This window comes from Cryobacterium sp. TMT1-66-1, assembly GCF_004403435.1.
In the GTDB taxonomy this organism is placed as follows: Bacteria; Actinomycetota; Actinomycetes; order Actinomycetales; family Microbacteriaceae; genus Cryobacterium; species Cryobacterium flavum.
Genome location: NZ_SOGP01000006.1, coordinates 347,249 through 370,116, shown reverse-complemented (window position 1 = coordinate 370,116; position 22,868 = coordinate 347,249). Strand labels below are relative to the sequence as shown.

General features: G+C 62.3%; 21 protein-coding genes and 1 pseudogene. 15 read left to right on the top strand and 7 right to left on the bottom strand.

All coding sequences use genetic code 11. The features are described 5' to 3' along the window. Positions 1-60: 60 nt before the first annotated feature. Positions 61-510 (top strand): hypothetical protein, encoded by a 450-nt coding sequence (locus E3T29_RS04185; protein ID WP_134344167.1) that lies wholly within the window; start codon positions 61-63, stop codon positions 508-510. Between the two features lie 133 nt (positions 511-643). Here the strand turns inward: E3T29_RS04185 and E3T29_RS04180 are convergent. Continuing rightward, positions 644-2,035: pseudogene (locus tag E3T29_RS04180) on the bottom strand (IS3 family transposase). Positions 2,036-2,385: 350 nt separating this feature from the next. On the opposite strand from E3T29_RS04180, the gene E3T29_RS04175 reads away from it, so the two are divergent. Then, on the top strand, positions 2,386-3,942 hold the full coding sequence (locus E3T29_RS04175; protein ID WP_134344166.1) for a DNA/RNA helicase domain-containing protein: 1,557 nt from the start codon (positions 2,386-2,388) through the stop codon (positions 3,940-3,942). Positions 3,943-4,112: 170 nt separating this feature from the next. Continuing rightward, on the top strand, positions 4,113-5,414 hold the full coding sequence (locus E3T29_RS04170; RefSeq protein WP_241987623.1) for a DUF1524 domain-containing protein: 1,302 nt from the start codon (positions 4,113-4,115) through the stop codon (positions 5,412-5,414). Positions 5,415-5,418: 4 nt separating this feature from the next. Here E3T29_RS04170 and E3T29_RS04165 read toward each other — a convergent pair whose 3' ends face one another. Next, positions 5,419-5,619 (bottom strand): hypothetical protein, encoded by a 201-nt coding sequence (locus E3T29_RS04165; RefSeq protein WP_134344165.1) that lies wholly within the window; start codon positions 5,617-5,619, stop codon positions 5,419-5,421. A gap of 404 nt (positions 5,620-6,023) precedes the next feature. On the opposite strand from E3T29_RS04165, the gene E3T29_RS19550 reads away from it, so the two are divergent. Next, a complete protein-coding gene (locus E3T29_RS19550; RefSeq protein ID WP_166792314.1) occupies positions 6,024-6,164 on the top strand; it encodes a hypothetical protein in 141 nt (46 codons plus the stop codon). 179 nt (positions 6,165-6,343) lie between these two features. Next, complete coding sequence (locus E3T29_RS04160) at positions 6,344-7,033, top strand: thermonuclease family protein (protein WP_166792313.1); 690 nt, start codon at positions 6,344-6,346, stop codon at positions 7,031-7,033. Between the two features lie 1,054 nt (positions 7,034-8,087). Here the strand turns inward: E3T29_RS04160 and E3T29_RS04155 are convergent. Next, complete coding sequence (locus E3T29_RS04155; RefSeq protein WP_241987622.1) at positions 8,088-8,495, bottom strand: nuclear transport factor 2 family protein; 408 nt, start codon at positions 8,493-8,495, stop codon at positions 8,088-8,090. Beyond that, positions 8,492-10,066, bottom strand: coding sequence for a cytosine permease (locus tag E3T29_RS04150; protein ID WP_134344163.1), 1,575 nt, complete (start codon positions 10,064-10,066; stop codon positions 8,492-8,494). The genes E3T29_RS04155 and E3T29_RS04150 overlap by 4 nt, the downstream gene beginning before the upstream one ends. Before the next feature lie 94 nt (positions 10,067-10,160). Between E3T29_RS04150 and E3T29_RS04145 the strand changes: the two genes are divergently transcribed. From E3T29_RS04145 to E3T29_RS19545, 4 genes are all read left to right on the top strand, one after another. Next, on the top strand, positions 10,161-10,829 hold the full coding sequence (locus E3T29_RS04145) for a cyclase family protein (RefSeq protein ID WP_134344162.1): 669 nt from the start codon (positions 10,161-10,163) through the stop codon (positions 10,827-10,829). A gap of 67 nt (positions 10,830-10,896) precedes the next feature. Further along, a complete protein-coding gene (gene speB, locus E3T29_RS04140) occupies positions 10,897-11,835 on the top strand; it encodes an agmatinase (RefSeq protein ID WP_134344161.1) in 939 nt (312 codons plus the stop codon). A 106-nt stretch (positions 11,836-11,941) separates the two neighbouring features. Beyond that, positions 11,942-12,526 (top strand): cupin domain-containing protein, encoded by a 585-nt coding sequence (locus E3T29_RS04135; protein ID WP_104088339.1) that lies wholly within the window; start codon positions 11,942-11,944, stop codon positions 12,524-12,526. 215 nt (positions 12,527-12,741) lie between these two features. Beyond that, positions 12,742-12,891 carry a hypothetical protein gene (locus E3T29_RS19545; RefSeq protein ID WP_166792312.1) on the top strand — a complete coding sequence of 50 codons (150 nt, stop codon included), beginning with the start codon at positions 12,742-12,744 and terminating at the stop codon, positions 12,889-12,891. A gap of 43 nt (positions 12,892-12,934) precedes the next feature. On the opposite strand, the gene E3T29_RS04130 is transcribed toward E3T29_RS19545, so the two are convergent. Then, the gene (locus E3T29_RS04130; protein ID WP_134344160.1) at positions 12,935-14,029 is read right to left on the bottom strand and encodes an SDR family oxidoreductase; all 1,095 of its coding nucleotides are present in this window, start codon (positions 14,027-14,029) and stop codon (positions 12,935-12,937) included. A 218-nt stretch (positions 14,030-14,247) separates the two neighbouring features. Here E3T29_RS04130 and E3T29_RS04125 point away from each other — a divergent pair, with 218 nt between their 5' ends. The 6 genes from E3T29_RS04125 to E3T29_RS04100 all read left to right on the top strand — a co-directional run bounded on the left by E3T29_RS04125 (position 14,248) and on the right by E3T29_RS04100 (position 19,828). Next, a complete protein-coding gene (locus E3T29_RS04125; protein ID WP_241987621.1) occupies positions 14,248-14,877 on the top strand; it encodes a bifunctional 2-polyprenyl-6-hydroxyphenol methylase/3-demethylubiquinol 3-O-methyltransferase UbiG in 630 nt (209 codons plus the stop codon). 196 nt (positions 14,878-15,073) lie between these two features. Beyond that, a complete protein-coding gene (locus E3T29_RS04120) occupies positions 15,074-15,460 on the top strand; it encodes a sulfate permease (protein WP_174776395.1) in 387 nt (128 codons plus the stop codon). 411 nt (positions 15,461-15,871) lie between these two features. Then, complete coding sequence (locus E3T29_RS04115; RefSeq protein WP_134344159.1) at positions 15,872-16,582, top strand: Ltp family lipoprotein; 711 nt, start codon at positions 15,872-15,874, stop codon at positions 16,580-16,582. Positions 16,583-16,691: 109 nt separating this feature from the next. Next, complete coding sequence (locus E3T29_RS20615; protein ID WP_134344158.1) at positions 16,692-17,348, top strand: DUF2510 domain-containing protein; 657 nt, start codon at positions 16,692-16,694, stop codon at positions 17,346-17,348. A gap of 975 nt (positions 17,349-18,323) precedes the next feature. Next, positions 18,324-18,590 carry a hypothetical protein gene (locus tag E3T29_RS04105; RefSeq protein ID WP_134344157.1) on the top strand — a complete coding sequence of 89 codons (267 nt, stop codon included), beginning with the start codon at positions 18,324-18,326 and terminating at the stop codon, positions 18,588-18,590. Between the two features lie 8 nt (positions 18,591-18,598). Continuing rightward, on the top strand, positions 18,599-19,828 hold the full coding sequence (locus E3T29_RS04100) for a hypothetical protein (RefSeq protein WP_134344156.1): 1,230 nt from the start codon (positions 18,599-18,601) through the stop codon (positions 19,826-19,828). A gap of 494 nt (positions 19,829-20,322) precedes the next feature. Here E3T29_RS04100 and E3T29_RS04095 read toward each other — a convergent pair whose 3' ends face one another. Beyond that, entirely contained in the window at positions 20,323-21,888 is a 1,566-nt protein-coding gene (locus tag E3T29_RS04095) for an HNH endonuclease signature motif containing protein (RefSeq protein WP_134344155.1), read from the bottom strand. A 548-nt stretch (positions 21,889-22,436) separates the two neighbouring features. Then, a complete protein-coding gene (locus E3T29_RS04090; protein ID WP_134344154.1) occupies positions 22,437-22,856 on the bottom strand; it encodes a hypothetical protein in 420 nt (139 codons plus the stop codon). Between the last annotated feature and the right edge of the window lie 12 nt (positions 22,857-22,868).

Here is a 22,868-nt window from a genome sequence, read left to right as displayed (position 1 = left end):
AGTGGGCGCGCGACGAATTGAAGCGGCTTACCCGATGGCGTGCTGTTTGAGAGGATTGGCGTGGAGACTTCAGCTGGTTTCGATACCCTGACGCTGTTGGTGTCTGTCGTGGTGGGGCTGGTGAGCGGCGTTATCGGAGCCGTCATTGGTGCGGTCACGCAGCGCCACCTAGCACTTCAGCATCGCCGGAACAACGCGCAGGATGCTCTGTGGAATTATCAGCGCACCATGAATGATCGGGCAGCGAGCTTGTTTGAAGACGCAGACGCCGACGAGTCAACAGTCGTGTTTGTAAGTGCGCATCCATCCGATCTGGCAAAGGCTCGTGAGGACGCATACAAGTACCGCGAATTTCTGCCCAAGGACGGACAATCGCTGATTGGCGAGAACAGAGTCGTCCGGGACGATCGAGACGGGCCTTCTGCGACTGGCGAGGCGACAGACTGGGCGCGACGCGCGAAACAACTTGAGAAAATACTGAAGGAAGTGTTCGGCCGTGACAAGAGATGACTGACGATTGTGCGACTAAGTTCGACGCAACGAAGGATCCGATTTCATCAGCCAAATCTGGAGTGGGTTCGAGCCCGACAGAATCCACCTTGCCCCAGCGTAATTTGTCAAGGTGAATGAGGCCAGTGGGAGTTTAGGCGGCTAGTTCGAGCCCGTCATTCTCGGTGGGTTTGTCGGCTGGTTTGTTGATCCATGCCGTCGCGGGAATGGTCAGAATCTTTGGTGCGTGGCTGGTGCTGAATCGCTCGGGGAAGCGTGCTCGGACAGCGTCCAGCGTCGCTGCTCGTTCGATGGCCTTCGACTCGGCGAGGCCGTAGTGCACGTCGGCGGGCGTATTGAGGCCGATCCCGGAATGGCGATGCACGTGGTTGTAGCCATCGACGAACGAGGCCATGAACGTCTTCGCGTCGGCGAGGGAGCCGGGGAAACGTCGGAGCGAATTTGAGGGTCTTGAACCACGCCTCGCTGTAGGGATTATCGTTACTCACCCGCGGCCTCGAATGCGACTTGGTGACCTCCAGATCCGACAACAACGCCGCGACCGTCTTGGACGTCATCGACGTGCCGCGGTCGGCGTGAACGACCTGCGGGACCCCATGAATACCGAAGATTTCCTTCATCATCTCCACCGCCAGCTCGCCCGATTCCGACGCGTGAACATACGCGCCGACGATGTAGCGGGAGTAAATATCGATCATCGCGTAAGCATCGAAGTACTTCCCCTTGACCGGGCCAGCGAGTTTCGTAATATCCCAGCTGAGTACCTGGCCTGGTCCGGTGGCGATCAATTCGGGGATCGCCCGTGCCAGATGGCGTGCCAGTCGGCGACGGTCCTTGACCTGCAGATTCTCGTTCAACACCCGATACATCGTTGAAATGGAGCACAAGTAGGTGCCCGCGTCGAGCAGCTGGGCGTAGATCTGAATCGGCGGCAGATCCACAAACGAGTCCGAATTGACGACGGCGAGAATCTGCCGGCGGTCGGCATCATCGATCCGGTTCGCCGGGATCGGCGCCGGCCCGGCCACCGGGATGCGCGGTTTCCTGGTGGCGGTCGCTCGGGGTATCCCGACCAGGTCGGCCGCGACGCGAGTCGAGATCCCTCGGCTGGCCAGTTCGCGGTAGGCGGTCATTACGGCAACGCGCACGGTGTTTCGTCCCGCGAGCTCTTCGAAAGACTTTCGAGTAGCTCGTGCATTTTTGACATGATCTCCAACGCCACCCCCGTCGTCTCCAGACGCTGCTCGGTCTTGCTCAACTGGCGACGCAACCGGGCGATTTCCGCTTGCTCCGGCGTTAACCGGCCAATCTTCTCACCGGGTTTCTTCCCCGCAAGAACACCGGCGTCACGCAGCTTTCGCCACTCCGTGATCTGCGAGGAGTACAACCCTTCAGTGCGCAGATACGCGCCACCCTCATGGTCCTTGATCGCCGCGTCATACGCAGCCAAATAGGCTAGCTTCTGCGCCGAGTTGAACGACCTTCTCTAGGTCGGGCCACCAGCTCGCGGTCCGGAACTACTCATATAACTATCGTCGCGCACGGCGATCAAAGACGGACTGGACATGGAGATGATTCCTGATTCTCGCCCTACGTCAAACGGCGGACTTGCTCTGAGCTACTGGCCCCAACTCACCCTGACGGTAATGATGGGAAGAGGCTTGAGGCTGTGTGACCCTAACCCTGACTGACGTCCTTCCGAGGACTGTCTTTTACGTGATCTGTCCGCGGTCTCAAGGCTGCTCAAGGTGCGCTGGCCAGGCGGACATGACTTTATAGGAGCCTGCAGCGAATTCCCATTACCGTCTTGTCTGCCCACCTGGCCAACGTGCCCATCATTTACCCAGATGGACGCGAAGGAAAGGCAATTTCATCATGGCAACAGAGATACCGAATGTCATCGTCGGCGTCGACGCGACATTCAACAAATCGGTGTGCCTCGATCTGGAGTCCTACCTGATTCGGATGCTCGCCGGCGACGGCTTCTACCGCGTGCTGAACCGCAACGATGGAATCACCGAGGCAGACTACTACGATCGCGGCCGGTACCGCGAGACCTTCCGCGAGGTGTTCGACGAGCTCCGGCGTGACGGAGTCTTCACCCGCAGCATCCCCGAGATCGAGAACAGCGACCTTTTCAAGCTGTCACCGTTCAAGGCACTCTCCCAGGACCAGGCCGTCGCTGTCGACGGTATCCTCGAGGGACTCTTCCAAGATCTCGAGGCAGGCACCGACAGCACGATCGTCGTGCAGGGTGACCCGGGAACCGGGAAGACCGTGGTCGCCATCTACCTGCTCAAGCTACTCGTCGACATTGCGGCCTCGACTCCCGGTGAACACGTGGACAGCGACTCCCTGTTCTCCGAGTTCTTCGTGCCGGGGTATCGGGAACTGCTCACGGACATCCGGATTGGTCTGGTGGTGCCGCAGCAGTCCCTGCGTGAGTCGATCAAGAAGGTGTTCCGCAAGACGCCGGGGCTGCGGCCGGAGATGGTCATGACCGCGTTCGAGGTCGGGTTCGCCGAGGAAGACTTCGACCTGCTCATCGTCGATGAATCGCACCGGCTAAACCAACGAGCCAATCAGCCCTCGGGCGTTCAGAACAAGAACTTCAGTGTGATCACCCAGAAGCTCTTCGGGAGTGACGACAAGACGAAGACCCAGCTCGATTGGATCACCGCGAAGAGCAAGCATCAGATCTTCCTGCTGGACGCGGCGCAGAGCGTGCGCCCGGCCGATGTGCCTCCCGAGTTGTTGACCGGTCTCGTGCGCCAGGCGAAACTCTCGAGGCGTCACCATCCGTTGATGTCGCAGATGCGGGTTCAGGCCGGTTCGGATTATGTCGCTTGCGTCAGGCGCATTCTCGATACGACGACGACCAGTACGTTGCCGCCTGCGGAGTTGTTCGAGGGCTATGACTTTCGGATGTTTGACAGCGTCTCGGAAATGCGGGCGGAGATCCGTCGAAAGGATGCCGCGGTCGGGCTCTCGCGCCTGCTCGCCGGGTACGCGTGGGCATGGAAGACCAAGACCGACAAGACCCTTTACGACATTGAGATCGACGGCTGTCAGCTGCGGTGGAACAGCACGCAGACCGACTGGATCGCGTCGCCGAAGTCGGTGGACGAAGTCGGCTCGATCCACACCGTGCAGGGGTACGACCTCAACTATGCGGGTGTGATCATCGGCCCGGACCTTCGCTTCGATCCCGTCGCAGGGAAGCTGGTCATCGATCGAGGGTCGTACTTCGACAAGAAGGGCAAGGAGAACAATCCGGTCCTGGGCAAGACGTACACCGACGACGACCTCCTGCGGTTCATCACCAACATCTACGCTGTACTGCTCACCCGCGGCATCCGGGGGACCTACGTGTTCGTCTGCGACCCCGCGCTTCGCGCCTATCTGCGGGGATTCATACCGATCGCTGTGTAGCTGGTCCCGATTCCGCGCGGTTGACAGGAGTCGGTACGGGAAACGTCGCTGGAGCGGTCTAGTTCCCCGTTCTGGGGTGTTCGCCCGGTCTCCGACCAATCCCTGCCTCCAGTAGATTTGAGGCATTCGCGTCTGCACTCCAAGCTGAGTGCGGTGAAATGGGGGATCAGATGATGAAATTTAGCAAGAAGAAACCGGAGCCGGCGAAGCCTCTCATCGACAGGCCGTCGACCGCCGAGAAGAAGGCGTCCAAGCCGACTTTCAGCACTTGGATCCTCCGCGGGTTGGTCGCTTTCTTCGCTCTGATGTACGCCATCCTCGGTGGATTCCCCGCAATTCTCATCATTCTGGGAATGGCGGCTCTGGTGACGGGCGTGTACGCGCTCTCTGGTCGCCGCCCGTGGGCATCCGTATCAGCACACAAGACAACTGCGATCGCGGTGGCGGCCAGCCTTGTCTTCTTCATCTCCGGTGGGGTCGCTGCTGCGGCGCCAGGTGCAGGGGAAACTGCCTTGGCTGGGCAGCCGACCGCTAGCGCGACGCCGAGCGCAACCCCCACCGCAAGCCCAACCCCAACACCCGGCCCGGAATTCTCCGAGGAAGCGCCGGTCGACCCCGCGACGGTCACTGCGGCAACTGAGGGCACATCGGTCGTGGTCGTCGATACCACCTCCACCGACACCACGGCACTAACGCTCCTCGCAACCATCCCCGTCAAGGGAAAGGCCGCGAAGACCGGCTACGAGCGCACCGGCATGTTCGGCTCCGCCTGGATCGACGTGGACCGAAACGGATGCGACACCCGAAACGATATCCTTACTCGGGACTTGAACCCCACCACCAAGTCGGGCACCTGCCGGGTGATGACCGGTTACCTCGTCTCGCCATACACGGACATGTCAATCGCCTTCGTTCGCGGTCAGGACACGTCAGCTCTCGTGCAGATCGACCACGTCGTGGCTCTGTCAAATGCATGGCAGACGGGCGCTCAGCAGCTCACTCAGGCTCAGCGCGTTTCTCTGGCCAACGATCCCCTCAATCTGCTCGCGGTCGACGGCCGCTCCAACGCCCAGAAGGGCGACGGCGACACCGCAACCTGGTTGCCCTCGAACAAGGCAATCCGCTGCAGCTATGTTGCCCGTCAGGTGTCCGTCAAGGCAACATATGGTCTGTGGGTGACTCAGGCTGAGCACGACGCTATGACCCGCGTCCTCGGCTCTTGCACTGGTGAAATGGCACTGACCTCCTCGTTCACGCCTGCGCCAGCTCCGGTTGTTGTCGCCCCTCCTGCGCCGGCTCCTGTCGTCGTGGCCCCTGAACCGGCCCCGGCCCCTGCGCCGGCACCAGTCGACGTCTACTACGAGAACTGCGATGCTGTGCGCGCTGCGGGAGCGGCCCCGATCTCCGAGGGATCGCCGGGTTTCCAGCGCAAGTTTGACCGCGACAAGGACGGCATCGGCTGCGACGCCTAACGAATTAGCGGCTGACCAGGTGAGTGTGTGGCAGGTCCCGGAGCCCGACGTTCTGTGCGATGTTGGCGGGCACCTGCAGATCGTCGAGCTCGAAGCGGATGCCCGCCATCTGCACGGCCGTCGGTGCCGTGGGCTCGCCGATGACCGTCGGCAGATTTAGAGACGCCGGCGTCCAGGCGAGCCCCGGGACGGGCTCGGGCTGCACAGGAATTGCTGGTGGGGTGGAGACCAATGGTCAGACAACCAAAGAGTGGAACCACAAGGCCCTGCAGCCATAGCCTCAGTTGCACCCACGAAGGAAATCGACGCGGGCTCTCGGAGCGGCACCAACGACCAGTTAGTGAGACCTGGGCGCCCTTCGCGACGCTAGCGTAGTGACCGACGAGGAGTTTGCGGCGAAGAAGGCCGAGATATTAGGAGGGCCTGCGGTCGTCCCACCGAATCGCCGAACTGGCGGCGATGCCCCGCCCCGCAGGAAGAAGCCGCTCATGCCGCGTAGGAGAAATGCGATCTTTCAAACGAGTTGGTACATTCAACGGCATACTCGGGGTTGATGACCAACGTGGTGTCGATACGACCGCTGTTGTGCCACACAAACTTGGGGGACAAATGAAGACAGCACCATCCTTATCGCCAGACCACCTTCCCCGTTCGGCGCGACTCGTTGTTGCCGGCTTCGTCGCTGCAGCTCTCGTCGTGGAGGCCGGCGTCGTTTCGAGCGCGCCCGCGCTGGCTGCCGAAGTCGATTAGGCTGTCGTGGTGCGGGTTGTCGACGGGGACACTCTGGTCGTGAAGTTGAAGGGAAAGCAGACACGCGTTCGGCTTCTCAACGTGGACACTCCCGAAACGAAAGACCCGAATGAGCCGGTGGATGCCTCGGCCCGGAGGCATCCGCGTACCTGACCAGACTGCTGCCCAAAGGCGCGCAGGTGACTCTGAAATATGACAAAGCTCGTTACGACCGTTACGACCGTTACGACCGTTACGACCGTTACGACCGTTACGACCGTTACGACCGTTACGACCGTTACGACCGTTACGACCGTTACGACCGATACGACCGATACGGTCGCACGCTCGCCGCCGTCTTCACCGATGACAAGAAGTTCGCTAGTGAAGAGATCGCCCGGAGAGGTCTGGGCATGGCGGTCAAGTTCGGTGACAACGTCGCCTATTTCAAGACCGTTAAGGCGGCACAGGCACAGGCACAGGCACAGGCGAAGGCGAAGAAGAAGGTCCGTGGGCTGTATTCGGAAACGATCGAGTGCGCCGTTCCAGCCCAGGTTGCAGCGCTGAAAGGGCAGACGGCTGCTGTCAAGGGCGCAGACAGTGCGACTGCCGCTTCCGCTGACGTGTCGGCGCTGGTGGCTCGTTCCGCCGAGATAATCGCGGGCATCACGGCGCCTGAGCGGTTGATTGATCTCGACGAACCACCCATTTCCATAGCCATCCTGCTCAAGACTCCAAATCTGAATCACTCAAAGTCCCTCCGTAGCTTCAACAAGAGCGCCGTCTCGCTCAAAAAGAAACTGACTTCTGTCGAGACGGCCGCGCTGGCCCGCGAAGCTGCGGTCGTCAAGAAAGCGGCTGACGATGATGCGCGCGCTGCGGCAGAGTAGCGAGCTGCTTCGGCCCCCGCTCCGGGAGCCCTCCGCCGTCCTCGGGGAGCGTCGATAAGTACACGGGGTGTCGGGCCTATGCTCCTAACGGCACGTCAATCGACGACAAGGGACGCCCGTACACCAAGATTCCGTGCTAGCTGGGTCAGGGAATCTTCAAGACCGTCTGCCGTCGGGTGACGCCCTGCAGGCGCCCCCTTCTCAGAAAAGCGACGCTGGTTGCCATCGCTTAGGAGCACTGGGGAATGAAGTGCTTGCGGAGCTTTTTGCGGCGGTAGTCCCTGTGGCATTGCAGCAGACGGTGTCAGAGATGATGATCTTGTGAGCAACGGCGGAGATGCAGCCTTCGAGTTCGTGATGATCTCGGATTCCCCCGACGCGCGGTTGTTCGTGGAGCTTTCCAGCTATGGGGTAGACCTCAGTGAGGCCGGAACTTGGGGGATGGGTGCCACCAAAACAGGCAGCCCGGCTCGCTTCATTTGTCCTCGGTTCGAGTCCAGGTACGCCAGCACTAAAAGGCGCAGGATTTCGCGGCGAAATCAACTATCGCCCACCCTGTGGAGTAGGCCCCAAACGGGCTACTCACGGCTGCTCTGGTGCACCTGTTGCGTATGGACGCGATGATGCTCAATTAGGACAACCGCACTCGGCATGAGGCGGTCCCGGGCGCAGACGCGCTTCCGTGGTGGGGGCGGCCGAACTCGGCAGGTCACTTCGGTCGGTTCCAGCCGCAACGCGGCGCAGGCAATGTCGGCCTGCCCGCGGGCGCCGTCGGCGACTCGCTGACAGCGAATTCGCCGCTCACGGCGCTTGCGCAAGCGTGGCTCGAGGACGTGGTGGCGGTCATGCTAGGACTTATCCCCGCAGATCTCTACGGAGGGATTTCCCAACTTCGCCGAATGGTCAGGAGCTGTAGCTGTGACGTCGACGATCAGGCTCAGAGCGGTGGTCGATGGGCGAGGGTCCAGCCCGGCCACCGCCCACGCTGGCGAGCATGCTCCAGATGGCGAAACCAGGCCCGCTGGCGGCGCGTGTGACGATCGCGGTGGGCCGTTTAGGCGGCATTGTTGGTGTGCACGGACAGGTGCTCGTGGATACCGAGCCAGATTCCGCCTGTGAGTGAAAGCACGATCGTCTCCGACTCCTGACTTGTCGATCGTTCGCCCGCGACCTCGGAGACTGTCTCGACATCGTGGGTGAACACGGCGACGGAGCCAACCAGCTGAATGCGGCGGTTCGTAGACGTGCATGAGATGACCGTGAATCCGTCTGATTCCCATTCCAGCCAGAGCTGCTCATACTCTTTCCGCGACTCCAGGCGCTGCCCGACGTTGTAGAACAGGAAGGTTGCCTGCGGGCTGAACCGGGCGAAATAGGCGTCACGGCGGTGATGGCCGAAGTCCTCGATGATATGGTCTGCTGCGGCCAGAGCATCCGCTGTCAGTCCTTCGTCTGTGGTCACGTTGCGGATCCGACTCGGCGTGCTGCGACCCTGGCGGCGGTGGACGAGTGGTCGGTTTCGATGGCAGGGATGGTCGAGTCTCTGGTTGGTACGCCGCGTGCGCCTTGTTCTCCGAAAACGTATCGGGGTTCGGGGAAGATCCACAGTGCGCCGAGGTATAGAGCAGCCGCCGAGATCACGGCGATAGCGAGGCTGAGATCGACTCCGCCGCCCAGATTGATGAAGGGTCCGACGATGATGGGCGGGTAGTTCGCGAAGAGGAGTCCGAGGGCAGCGGCTCCGATCCAGGCGACCATTCCGCGCCAGTTGACCCCGCTGTTGAACCAGTAGGCTCCGCCGATTTCACCGCGGTTGAAAACCTGGAGATCGCGCGGGCGAAAGCTGCCTCGGCGCACGATGTAGCCGATGGCCATGATGACCATCCACGGGGTGGTCGTGACGATGATGGCCCCGACGAAAGCGTTCACGGCGCCGAGCAGGTCGAAGAAGATGCGGCCGGTCAGGATGAAGAGGAAGGCGACGATCCCGATACCGATGGTGGCCTGGGCGCGGGTGAACCTGGGAAAGACGGAGGAGAAGTCGAGACCTGTGCCGTAGAGCGAGGTCGTTCCCGTCGACAGTCCGCCGATGAAGGCCACTCCCATGAGGAGCACCGCGTACCAGATGGGTGATGCCTGGATGAGGGCGACGACGTAGTCGCTCTCTCCGGCGACGATCGTTGCGGTCGCCACGCCGAAGAGGAAGGGAATGAGAGTGAGGGACTGGCCGATCAGTGTTGCGCCGAGGATCTTGCGCGGCGGGGTGGTGCGGGGGATGTAGCGGGACCAATCTCCGAGGAATGCCCCGAATGAGATGGGGTTGGAAGCCACGATGAGGGCGGCTGCGACAAAGGTCGGCCAGAACGAGCCGAGCGCAAAGGCCGAGGGTCCGGGATCGTAGGAGCTGTCAAACAGACCGTTGAAGGCGACGATAGCCAGAAGGATAAGGATGGTGTTGGCGATGACCGCGGTCTTGTTCACGAGCAGCATGAACTGATATCCGAACACCACAACGACGATGACGATCACGCCGATCACTCCGTAGACCAGAGTGCGAAGTCCGATTGAGTCCGGTAGACCTCCAAGCCGGGTGAGTGCACCCACGAGTGCGTCGCCACTGACCCACACTGAGATGGAGTAGAAGGCGATGGCGGTGAGAAGGGAGAGGAACGATCCGACCACTCGCCCACGCACGCCGAAGAATGCAGCGGATGACACCGCATTGTTGGTCCCAGTTTTCGGGCCGAACAGGCCCATGGGCATCAGGAACAACGTGCCGACCAACACACCGCAGATCGTTGCGAGTACGGCTTGCCAGAAGGAAAGGCCGAGGACGATCGGGAAGGTGCCGAGCAGCACGGTGGCGAACGTGTTCGCGCCGCCAAACTGGATGCGGAGGAGGTCGAGCCAGGTCGAGGTGCGGTCGGCGTCGGGTATGGTGTCGACGCCGAGGGTTTCCACTTCGGTGATTTTTGGCCGAGCGTTTAGCTCGATAGCTGGCGAGGGGTGATGAACGCCATTGTTGTCACTCATGGGTTTGCCTTTGACTCGTGGTGGGGGCCGGCGAGGACCGCAGGATTTGATTGACACTAGCGGGATGTTGCCTCCTGTGCAATAGTTTTTGACTATGAAGACAAACAGGGTCGTTGATCTCTCACTCGTGGTGAACGCAGACACCCAGGTCTATCCGGGAGATCCTGTGCCACGGTTTGACCCGCACAGCACGATCGATCGCGACGGCTTCAACCTGCTCTCGGTGTCCATGGGGTCACAAACGGGCACGCACGTTGACGCTCCGTACCACTTTGATGATGCGGCCAAGAAACTCGATGAGTTGCCGCTGGACCGGTTCGTCGGCACAGGTGTACTCGTGGACGCCCGTGCCGCGGGCGCTCGCGGTCGCATCACGTGGTCGTACTTCAAGCCCGTCGAGGCGCAACTTCTGCCGGGAGTTATCGTGCTTCTCCACACGGGATGGAGCGAGCACTACGGGTCACCGACGTACTTCGACAATCCATTCCTCGACGCCGATGCCTGCGCCAAACTCATTGCCCTGGGTATCCGCACCTTCGGGATCGACGCGATAAACATCGATGAGACACCGGACTCTACCCATCACGGTGAGGGCTTTCCCGTGCATCACCTCATTGCAGACGTTGACGGCGTGATCTGCGAGAACCTTACGAATCTTGCGTCGGTCGACTTCGATGCGCCCTTCATCTCCCTGCTGCCCATCGCCTTCGAGGCGGCGGATGGGGCGCCCGTGCGTGCTGTCGCGCTGCAACTTACGTCCTAGCCGGGCACTCCCTGCCACCACCGGGTCGCAAATCACTCTTCCACCGATTCCCTCCAAGAAAGCTCCCATGAACACTCCGATCGGCCCATCCGACGCCAGTATTTCACCCCGTTATGCCGGCATCGCCACCTTCGCCCGACTTCCCCGCATCGAAGACGTGCCCAACGCAGATATAGCGGTGGTCGGTGTGCCGTTTGACAGCGGGGTCAGTTACCGCCCGGGAGCCCGCTTTGGCCCAGCCCACGTCCGCGAGGCCTCCCGGCTTCTCCGGCCTTACAACCCCGTGCAGGATGTCGAGCCGTTCTCCACCCAGCAGGTCGTCGACGCAGGAGACATTGCGGCGAACCCCTTCAATATCGACGAAGCAGTCGCGCAGATTGAGGCAGCGGCAACCCGTCTCGGCGCCGGCGGAACACGACTGCTAACGATTGGAGGGGATCACACCATCGCCCTTCCCCTGCTGCGGGCGGTCACCAAGGTGACGGGTCCGGTCGCGGTGCTGCACTTCGACGCTCACCTCGACACGTGGGACACCTACTTCGGCGCACCGGTGACCCACGGCACGCCCTTTCGCCGCGCATCTGAGGAAGGCTTGATCGACCTCGAAGCCAGCCTCCACATCGGCATTCGTGGCCCGCTCTACAGCCGCAAGGACCTCACCGATGATGCCAGACTGGGCTTCGCCGTTATTGCCGCCCACGAAGTAGAGACCGAAGGTGTTGCCGGAGTAGTCAAGCGGATGCTGGCCCGCCTCGGCAACCGCCCGGTATACGTGTCCGTGGATATCGACGTTCTCGACCCCGCTCACGCTCCCGGAACTGGCACCCCGGAAGCGGGCGGGCTGACAAGCAGAGAATTGCTGGCCATCATCCGCGCACTGAGCGCCGTGCGGATCGTCGGAGCCGACGTCGTCGAAGTCGCCCCCGCCTACGACCATGCGCAGATCACGGCCGTTGCCGCCTCGCATGTCGCCTACGAAATCCTTTCGGCCATGACACCGCGCTAAGACCGGCACTCGGCGACACCGGCCGTGCGCATGGCGGGGAGCGGCGAGAGATCGCGAGATACTGGGAAACACTCCCACCTCAGGGCGTCAAGAAAGGCAAGGAACTGTGCGAGCACTCAACCCGGCACCATCGGGCGCACCGCTTGCGATCGGAGCGAAACTCCGGGCAACGCGGCTAGCTCAGGCCTTGACGATCGCGGACGTAGCCGCGGCAAGTAACCTGAGCACCGGCTTTATCAGCAGAGTCGAACGAGACGAGACCTCGCCCAGCGTGTCCTCGCTCGTGGCACTGTGCCAGGTGCTTTCCCTGCAACTCGGCTCGCTGTTCGAGGTGCCCGATAACGAGGTCATAGCCCTCGCCGATGCGGCACTCATCAACATGGGTGGGCAAGGCGCGATCGAAAAGCTGCTCACCCCACGGGGAGAGTCTCGGGTGCAAGTACTCCGCTCGACCCTCGCACCCGGCGCCTCAGGCGGAGATGAGCTTTACACGATCAACTGCGATGTCGAGGTGTTGCACGTGTTATCAGGGAGCCTCGTCCTTCGGCTGGTCGGCGGCGATGTTGAGCTATCGGCGGGGGACACGATGACCGTCGCGGGGCGCCAACCCCACTCCTGGGACAACCGCAGTGGGGGACAAACCGAGCTTCTCTGGACCATCGTTCCGGCCGCATGGAGCGGCTCGTCCTGATTGATCAGGTCTCCGTGCGGTACGAAATGTCGACGGACCTAGTTGTGCGCGGGCTGGTGCCAGAGAGCGGGGGAGCGATGCAGCACAGTGTGCTGAGTCTGCGCCAGTCGCGCGCCCGCTACGGAACGGTCGTCGGCTGGATCGTTCGCGTTCGGACGTAGCGGGTTCAGGGCATGATCCGGGTGATCTGCCAGGTATGTGCCTATAGTGGCGTCATGAATCCAGACGCCAGCGAGAAGCCAAACGGTTCCACCAAAGTCGATGACGAGAAGAAGGCACAGGCCGAGTCGCTCCCGGACGGCTCGCAGAGTGACGGTACGGCCGGGAGCGATAACGACACTGCTTCGGGCGGACCAGCGGACTGAGCCGCACGTGCTGTCCCCGCACCCGGACAGCACGAAACCTTTCTCAGATGGAAGCGTCTGGGATGAGTTTCTCGGCCCGGTAGCGGTCGAACAGCGACGCGAACGAGTCGACCGTGCGGTGGTGCGGTGTGAAGCCGGCGAGGCGGCTTTTGGTGATGTCGGTGAAGACTTCGATGTTGCGGCCGAGGTCGGCATCGGTGTGCCACCACGACGCGATGCGCCCCAGGTCGGGCTCGACCAGGCCGTGCTCCCTTGCTATATCTGCCCAGACCGGTTCCATGCCGGCCATCTGTACGTCGAGTGTGCGCGGCTCGTCAACGAATCCTTCTGGTTCGACGCCGAAGTAGGCGGCAATCTTCGGCCACATCGCACGCCAGCGGAAGACGTCGCCGTTGACCACGTTGAACGCTTCGTTGGCGCCGGCATCTGTTGTTGCGGCCCAGACCATCTGTTCGGCGAGGATCGTGGCATCCGTCATGTCGGTGACGCTGTTCCACTGCGTCTCGCTGCCGGGAAACACGAACGGGATCCCTAGGTGCTTGCACAGGGAAGCCTGGGCGGCGAGGGTGAGACCCATGTTCATGAGGTTGCCGACCGCGTGGCCGATCACGGTGTGGGAGCGGTGCACTGGCCAGGTGAATCCTTGGCGAGCGGATGCCGCGAAGAGCTCGTCCTCCTGCGCGTAGTAGAAGTTGGCCACGTCGAGGCGTGGTTCGTCCTCGCTGAACGGGGTATCGGGCATGGTGCCCTGCCCGTACGCCTCGAACGGGCCGAGGTAGTGCTTGAGCCCGGTGACGAGGGCGACATGGCGAACGGGAGCATGCGCGAGCGCGGAGAGGAGGTCGCGCACCATGCCGGCGTTCACCTCGATGTTGAGCTCCTCTGTGGCCTGGAGAGACCACGCCGTGAAGAACACCTGCTCGGGAATCTCGTCGGCCAGCGCTCGCTTCAGGTCGGCGGGGGAGCGCAGGTCGGCTTGGATCCACCGCACGCCGGGCAGGTCACGGCCGACGCGGCGTGCCAAGGCGAGCACCGTCCAGCCCTCGGCGGAGAGCTGGTCGACGACGGCGGATCCGGTGATGCCGGACGCTCCCACGACGAGGGCGGTGCGGGAGTGGGGCTGGGTTGAGGTAGTCATTACTGGGTGCAACCACCGGGGGTGGAGGGTATTCCGCTCCTGTGAGTTACCGAAACACGGAAACCAGCGCGGTACCACTCCTGGCGTGGTGGATTGCGGATCGGGCGGCGAATCCTGTAGTTGACCAGGCGTGAGCCCTTGGGTCTGGCCGATCCACTCGATGATTGTCATTTGCCGTGGCGGGCCAGTGCGGGCCGCTTGTATGGAAAGCTCGGAGGGTGAAGCCCAACCTTCAGTTCGCGACGTATGCCGCCAAGATGCGACAGCACATCATCGATGGGACTGATCTGGAGGTCGACGCACGGTTCGTAGACATGCTCGCTCGCCGCGGCTCGACGATCCTCGACATCGGCTGTGGGCATGGATCGGCCGTGAACGGACTGCGTGCTCGAGGACACGCCGCCTTCGGGATCGACCCCACGCGCGAGGTATTGGGCGTGGCGTTCGATAACTTCGACTCAGACTGGTTCCGAGAACTCGGGGTGGAGGGGCTGTCGCCGGAACGACTTGCTCGGGTGGGAATTCCAGACACCTATGACGTGGTCCTGATGGCGGGAAACGTTGCGGCGTTTCTCTCAGGCGACGCACTGCGTCATGCTTTCGCCCAGGTGAGCGCAGTACTCAAACCCGGCGGGATTTTCGTTGTGGGAACGTCGAGCCATAGTCGCGGCGGTCCGCACGACCAAGACGATGCTCGTGGCGGAACTGGCCTTCGGCTCATGCATCGGTTCTCGGATTGGCACCTTGGCCAGTATTCACCCGATTCCGCATGGTCCGTCAGCGTGTACACGGCACCCGGCGAATCGACCCGGTCAGAGATTCCCGATGGGATCTTCGTTTTGAAATAGGAGGGGTGTCTCCCGTTTAGCCGGTCGGGGACGCGCGGGGGAGCATCCGCTCTGAAATGTGCGCGTCACTTTCACCTACGGGCAGCCGGTTCTACAGTGTTTCTAGGCAACCTCTTTTACGCGCGGTCGCTCGTTGCGATGGCATGACTTTCAGTCCTTTCAGGTTCTTGTTGCCGAACATCTGAAAGGCCGCGCCATGTGCGAATTCATCCTGGCCGCCACCGCCCGCAGCTACCTCTTCCTGCGCCGGTTCATGCCGACCGCTCTTGTGATCGACGCGATCAACACGCGGCGCGGGCTGAAGTGGGGCGTGCCGGCGATGCTGCTCGCCTTTCCGTATGCGGTTGGTGCCATCTACTGCCGAGCACAGGTCGAAGCCGGCGGCCCCGGATGGCTTAACCTGATCGTGCTGTTGTGTCTCTGGAATACCCTGAAGCTTCTTCTGATCGGGCCGATCAGCCTGCTGAAGTTGATAGCGGTACGCGTTCGTGAAGCTCTGGCGCGGCGTCACCTGACGCGGGCGCTGACCGCTGACAGCATTGATCGCTTTGATAAACCGCTGCTCGCGTCGAGGCGTGGCTGACAACACGTCTGGACCGGGATGCAACCTATTGGCACGGTGTGGGGCCGCCACTCGCTTCGATCGGGTTCGACGTGCTCGCTTGTCGAGCCAACCTGCCCTTGAGAGACTTCTCCGCGACGGGGCGCTCCTAGGAAGGCTCCGGTTTCGGATTTCGGGCCAACTACTTCATCGACGCCGACGGCACTCACCTGAATCTGATTGAGAATCCAAGCCGACGTGAATGCTCTGCCTCACGGACAACGGGCACTCAGCTCCCGCCGGAATGTCGGTGCATGTGTGAGGAAGAGATGATTCGGCTGCCGGCCGCCACGCCGGGTAGGCGGCCTCAGAATCGGAGTATATGCGTCTTCACGAGCTTCCAGCCCGAACTGGGGCATAACGGCCGACCGCTCGCAGCGGTCAAGATGAGTCATGACTGATTCACAGCTTCCGTCGAACGGCCCCGATAATACGACGGACCCACTTCCATCCACCCCGGCGTCGGCTCAGTCAACGCAGAGCGCGACGAAACCGAAAAGGTCCTGGTATAAGAAGAAGCGTTTTCTGATCCCAATTGCGGCCTTTCTCATCATCGGCTGGCTCGGGTCATTGGGAGGTGACAACCCCGACCTGGTCGGATCAGCGAAGCCAACCGCGACCGCGACCGAAGCACCGTTGACGGCGGCGGAGATTGCTGAAGAAGAAGCTGCCGTCGCGGCACAAGCGGAAAAGGACGCTGCCGATGCCGCCGAGAAAGTCGCCCAGGAGGCTGCCGCCGCCGAAGCTGCTGCTGCAGAAGCTGCAGCTGTTGCAGAAGCTGCCGCTGCCGCTGCAGCCGAAGAAGCCGCCCGTGGCACCGTTTCGCAGCAGAATGCCCTCCGGTCCGGCGCAAGTTACCTCGACTACAGTGCGTTCTCTCGCTCGGGATTAGTCGGGCAGCTTGAATTCGAAGGCTTCTCCACGGAAGACGCGACCTGGGCTGTCGACCGCGTGATCGTGGATTGGAACGTACAGGCGGCGGCATCAGCTAAGAGCTACCTCGAATACACGTCCTTCTCCCGTTCCGGCCTCGTGGACCAGCTTGTCTTCGAAGGATTCACAGCAGAACAAGCTGAGTACGGCGTGAGCCAGACGGGACTGTAGCCAGAGCTGCCGTTTGTGTGTCCAGTATGTGGCGGACAATCGCAACGGGGTCCTAGAGGAATAACCGGACGTCCATTCAAATGCAGGCGAATCATCCGCGTGCCACACTATGGCAAGAACTAGCGGGGGAGGCATGGCCAAACAGATTTCTGACCAACCATCAGCAGGATGGTATGTGACACCAGACGACGACACTGTCCTCCGGTATTGGAACGGGCACACGTGGACGTCTGAGGAACGCTCCATTGACCAACGATCAAAACGAACTATTCGACAAGCCGACAAAGCAGCGGCGAAAACGTTGGCGGCGGAAGCGGCTGCCCGAGCACGTGAACTTGCAGCGGCCATAGCTGTGGAGGCACAGAAGTCGGCTGCGGCTGCGTCCATTCTTGCTGCCGAAGTTGCGGCAGAAACGCAAGCACAACCCGACCGAATGATGATCGTACCCGTCACCGTCACCGTCCCCGCTATGCCCGCACCGTCAGTCGCCGCTGAGCCCGCACAGCCAGATGTCGTTGTCACATCGAATGAAGTAGCCTTAGCCCCAGCAGGGCATGACAGAACGTCTGGCGAGTTGGATGCTGGTTGGCATCCGGACCCGATGGGTGCGCTGCAGCTGCGTTGGTGGGACGGCGCCAGGTGGACTAACGAAACGATGGCTCTGCCTGCCCCAGGTGTTCCCGTCACCGCTGCTGCGCCGATGACACACGGGAGAGCGATAGCGCGTGACAACGGTCCCAATGAGCCCGACCAGGTTGCCAGATAGTACGTTTCACAATTTGATCTGAGCCCTAAAGCTGTTGCGAAACGCGGCGGACACGGCTCGGGTACTAAACTTCATGGTCCAACTTGATGCGGCTGAGATTTTGGCATTTCACCTTCTGGGGTTCTCTCGTACTGGCCTTTCTGCTCGCGCTTATTGCTGCACCGCTCGCGTACTCCTTCTTCGTATTCCTACCGCTTCTTGGGTGGTTTTGGTTGCATGGGCAGATGGCATGCCGCGCATGCGGGAAAATCTTGGCGTTCACACGATTGAACGGCGGAATGGATGTGTGCACAAAATGCCATCATCCGACGGACAAAGCACTCCATGAGGGCGCCGCGTAACGGTTTCACGGCAGCTTTAGCTACCCACCCCGCCGCATCACTAACATAGGTCTACGACTGGACACTCAAATAACTAACCAAGAGTCGCGCGTCACAAACGTTGCACCGCCGACGACACAGGCGTACATCGGCAAGTTCCCGAGTCCTGCGGGAAACTGGGCGTTAGGTTTTGGCATCGCCGGATTCGTTCTGTCGCTCATTCCGCTAGGGGTATTAGTCACCATCCCCGCGATCGTTCTCGGGATACGCGCGCTCCGAAAGAAGGGTGTGCGCAAAACCTGGGCGATCGTCGCCCTTTCACTGAGCGCAGCCGGATGGTTTGTCTCAATCGCCTTGTTTATGTCGTTTTTTCCGGGCTAGGGAGCTAGTCCAGTCGGCCAGTTGGTTTATCAACGGTGCTCAGGCCCGTCTGAAACTAGATCCGTCCGTTCGTCCCGTCCGTGTGCAACCACGGCGCCATAGTTCTTCCCTTGGATGCACCTACTCCTGAAGCAGGCACCGCTCGCCATCACTGGCAGGCACATCGACGGGGCGGTGATCGTCTCGAGTCGCGGCTGACAGCAGGTCTCGACCGGCGCACCTCCTGGTAGCGGCATGAGTGGTTCACACACGTCCGCGCACAGGAGGCTTCATTATGACGATTCCGCAGGAGCAGTTCGACGATCTGCTCAGCCGCGCCGCCTTGGCTGCGCTGTTCTACTATCCGGAGGTCGCTGTCGACGGCGACGGCCCCAACCTGCAGAACGACATCGCTTACTGCCTGGAGCCCGTCGCCGGGATCGCGGATGATGACGCCGAGCGGCTCCGCGTCGCGGTCGGGCGTGTGATCACCAACCCGACGGCGCATCGCTCTGAACTGCTTGCGTTGGTCATCGAGCTGGCTCCGCTGCCTGCCGAGTAGTCGCGATCATGAACGACCCATCTGAGGAAGCCGCCGGCGCGCAAAAATCGCTGGCGGAGCATCCGTTTGCTGATGACGAGGCGGAGAGGCGGCGCCAGTATGTGGCGGCCAATCGCGACCGGATCCGCGAGCTGAATCGGCTCTGGCGGTCGGAACATCTCGACCGGGCCCGGGAGCTGAATCGGGATTCGATGCGTCGGGCCGCGGCTCGCCGGCATCGGGAGGCGGAGGTACGGGCGCGGGGGAGGGAGCGTGCGAAGCGCTGGCGGCTGGAGCACCCGGAGCGCCGGCGTGAGTATCAGCAGCGCTGGGTGGCGGAGAATCGCGAGAAGGTGCGCGAGTACTACAGCCGCTATTACGAGGCTCATCGCGACGAGGTCAAGGCGCGGGCTGCGGCCCGGCGGGATGCGGCCCCGGAGCGCACGAAGCAGATAACCCGGCAGTGGGCCGAGCGCAACACGGCGCGCCGGGCCGAGCTGCAGCGCAACCGGCGCAGCGATCCGGAGATCTACCAGTCCGAGCTGGAGGCCAACGCCGCAGCGAGACGCCTGAAGCGCAGCCTGAGTCGAGCCCGCCTCCCGCCAAAGCTTCTGCACGCGACTACTGCGGCCGAGCGCCGGGCCAACGAGCGCGAGGCCGACGCCTATTTCAGTGACTCGTCACGGCCCGAACATCTCCGGCAGTTCACGGTGTTCGCGGAGTCGCTCACCGAGCACATGCTCAAGAACGGTGCCGGCATGCGCGATTTCGCCGAAGCCTACGTGGAAACTAGAGCACGCATGGGGCTCCCGCCGGTTCCGGTGGAGACCATCGTCTACGCCCGCGCGGTCGAATTCGTCACAGAGCGGATGCGCCGGGTCGACCTCCTGACCGGCCGCGACGTCGCAGCGGCCGTTCGCGCCACGAAGGCCATGGTTCGGCGCGAAGAGCGGCAGCAGCAGTTCGAGCGACTCATAAGAACAGTCGTGACCCATGCGAACCGCAACAGTGCAAGGTTTCGCGTCGACGCGGAGATGGATAACCAGGCTAGGACTCATCGGGGAAAGCCTCGTGTGCCCGTCGAGTCACTGGTCGTGCAGCTCGCGATGCAGGAGGTTATTGGGCGCGTGCCCACGAACAGGCTGACAATCGAGGATGCTCGGAGTGTTGCCCGCGTCGCGCAGCAGCGCGTTGCGATGTCATTTCAAGCTCGTGCGGACGCGGTAGACGAACGGATTCACCGACCGTCCGTCGGGTAACTGGCCTTTGGCTTGCCACCCCTGGAGATGTGCATATTTCGCGATCTCTCTGGTCGCCTGCCCAGATCGGTCAAGCGCGGTCGCGACCGTTGTGCCGAAGCACGACCAGGAGTTCGGCTCGCGTTCGGTATCGTATGTCGAATGGTTGGGTCTGGGACCAAACATGGGGACTTGATGCGCGCACGTTTATTCAACGTTTATTGCGTCGAGACCAGCCGAGATGGGCCTAGGTAATGCGATAGAATTGCAATAGGTATCACAGGGAACTCCTGATCAGATCGAGATCGGACGAGTTCAGTCTAGGTTTTGCAATGAGAGTCGCTCGGCCAAAAAGGGTCTGCCGCAATCCGATTGTCGTAGGTTCGATTCCTACCGGGGGCACCACGCCTGCGTGACTGCAGTGAGTAATGCAGAAGGCCACGACTCGCTGTTTTGCTCAAGGCGAGCCCGGTCGGAGTCAAAGATGAACAGAATTCCGGCCGCGCTTGATGGTCTTACGTGCGCCAGGGTGGTTCGGGGCTGGTGGTGTTGGCGCGGTGGCTGTGGGCGGGGCGCCAGGTTTGGGTGGGGTCCCAGAGCAGGGGCCCGCGTACTTGGGGCCTGCCGGTGATCATGCGGATTTTCCATCCGCTGGTGTCGATGGTGTGGTGGTGGAACCAGCAGAGGAGGACGCCGTTGTCGATGTCGGTGCGGCCGTGTTGTTGCCAGGGGATGACGTGGTGGGTTTCGGTCCAGCGGGCGGGGATGGTGCAGCCGGGGATGATGCAGCCTCCGTCGCGGGCGGTGATGGCGGCGCGTTGTTTGGGGGTGAAGCAGCGGACTGTGTCGCCGAGGTAGAGCACGTCGCCGGTGTCGCCGACGATGACTTTCTGGGCGCCGCCGGAGCAGATGGTCTCTTTTACCCGGCGCAGGCTGATGGGCGCTTCGACGCCGTCGATCCAGCCGACGCCGCGGCCTGCGTTGAGGTCGGTGGCGTTGACGTGGATCATGACGGTGGGGGCGGCGCCGCCCATGGTGGGGGTTTTGGGGTCGCGCGCGGCGGCTTGGAAGACGTCGCGGAGGATGTCGGCGCGTTTCTCGCCCGCGGTGCGGCGGTCCCCGTCGAAGCGGGTGTCGCCGTTGAACGGGTCGGAACTGAACGGGTCGGCGCTGAACCGCTCGCTCTCCGTGTCGCTGTCATCGAGGCCGTCCAGCTCGGCGTTGCTGGCGCCGTCTGTACTGCCGTCAAGGGTCTCGGTGGGCACGAACATGGGGGTGCGTGAGCGGGCGGATAGGTAGGTGTCGAAGAGGGTGTCCATGATGCCGCGCAGTTCCGGGGTGACCTCGGCCCGCAGCGGGTAGAGCCCGTTGCGCAGCAGCCCGAACGTCAGCGTGCTCTTGGCCTCGGTCACGTCCCAACTGGGGGCGGTGCCGTCGGGGTCGAGGCGGGCCTGCCATTCCATCGCCTGCGCCCGGAGCACGTCGGGCGCGAAGCGGATGCCCGCCCCGGGGAGCCCGGCGGTTTCCGGGGTGATGGCTCCGGTGGCGGTGGCGACGAGGGCGCGCTCAACCCGGTCGAGGTCATCCGGTAGGACCTTTCCCTGTAACGCGGTGAGGGTGCTGGCGATGATCTCGGCCGATTCCACCCCGAGTTCCCCGCTGGTCAGGCCGTCGGCGATGACCGGGTACCGCGCCGGGACGGGCAGACCCAGCGGGGTACGTTCCACCGCGGCCTCACCGAGTTTCAGGCGACGTTTGGCTTCGCGGCCCGAGATGCCGGCGAGTTGGGTGATGAACTCGACCCGGTTGCGGCATCCGTTTCGGTACGCCAGCGACCCGTTGCCCAGGTCGGTTTCGGCGCGCACACCGATGTCGGTGGTGGCGCGTAGCCTGGTCCCATCGACCTTGCGGCCGAGCCCCTCCAACGCCGCGAGAACCGCAACAGCTTCAGCATCGTCGAGGTGACCGAACCGCACATCGTCAAACGCTGCCGCCAGAATGGCACCGGCCTGAGCCACCGCTTCAACGCGAGAACCCTGCGGCATCGAGCCGGCTGTGGCGGGCGGAGCGGTGAGGGTCATGGCGTCGGTGCCTCCTTCACCCACAATTATAGACCAAATCGCCCCTAAAGGCGAGAGAATCTCAATAATATATAGATGAGACTTCAAAAGTTTCTTCTCATCCGCGAGAGCGAGTGAACGGATACTTCAGCAGTCCTGAAACAACCGTTCACCCGCTTTCGAGAACAGTCCGGGCGGCGCAGACGGTTCTGCCACGCGGTCTCCGCATGGCCTCCATCGAGGCGCTCAGAGATACCCGCCCCGTCAAAGAGTTCGGGGTTGGAGGCTCGCAGAGCATCTGCGCTATGGACGGGCTCGGCCGCGAGCACCAGCGCGACAATCTGGACATCCGTCGCAACGAACGTGCTCGTGGAGCTGAATCTGAAGATGAGATTCGGCTCGCCTCCGTCTGGCTCTTCGGCGTACACCCGATCCAGACGTACGACGGTGCTCGACGCGCGGGCGCCTCCGTCGCGCGCAAGCGGGGCTGGCAGAATGTCGGTGACGACGAAGGCTGCCGTGCCGAGCACGGCACCGTCGTTATCGATCGCCTTCTGAAACTTGGGTTGTCAATCGGTGGTGATGTAATCGGAATTCGCCGCAAACCACTCGGCCGGGGCAATGCTGTAGTTGTCGAGCCGACTGCTGTCCAGAACCTCTTCGGTGAGAATGCGCAGGGCGGCCGGCAAGGCTTCCCTGGCGTCGTCCTCGGTGAAGCCGAATTCGGCCAGGGTCTCGAAGTCGGTCTTGGTGGAGTCGTAGACGGCTGCCTCAGCGGTGGGGCTGATCGTGGTGTGGCAGTAGGTGCCGAACTCGTCGGTCACGTCTTCCAGGCCGACCACGTCGCCGTAGTCCAGGGCGAGTTCGGAACTGCAGCCTGCGCGTGCGGCGGCAGTCGGCTGCGCGGTCTGCTCAGCAGGTGTGGCATCCGTTTCGTCGTTCGTGACGGCGGCGCACCCCCCGAGTCCGGCCAAGAGAATACCGGACACAGCGATTGCCAG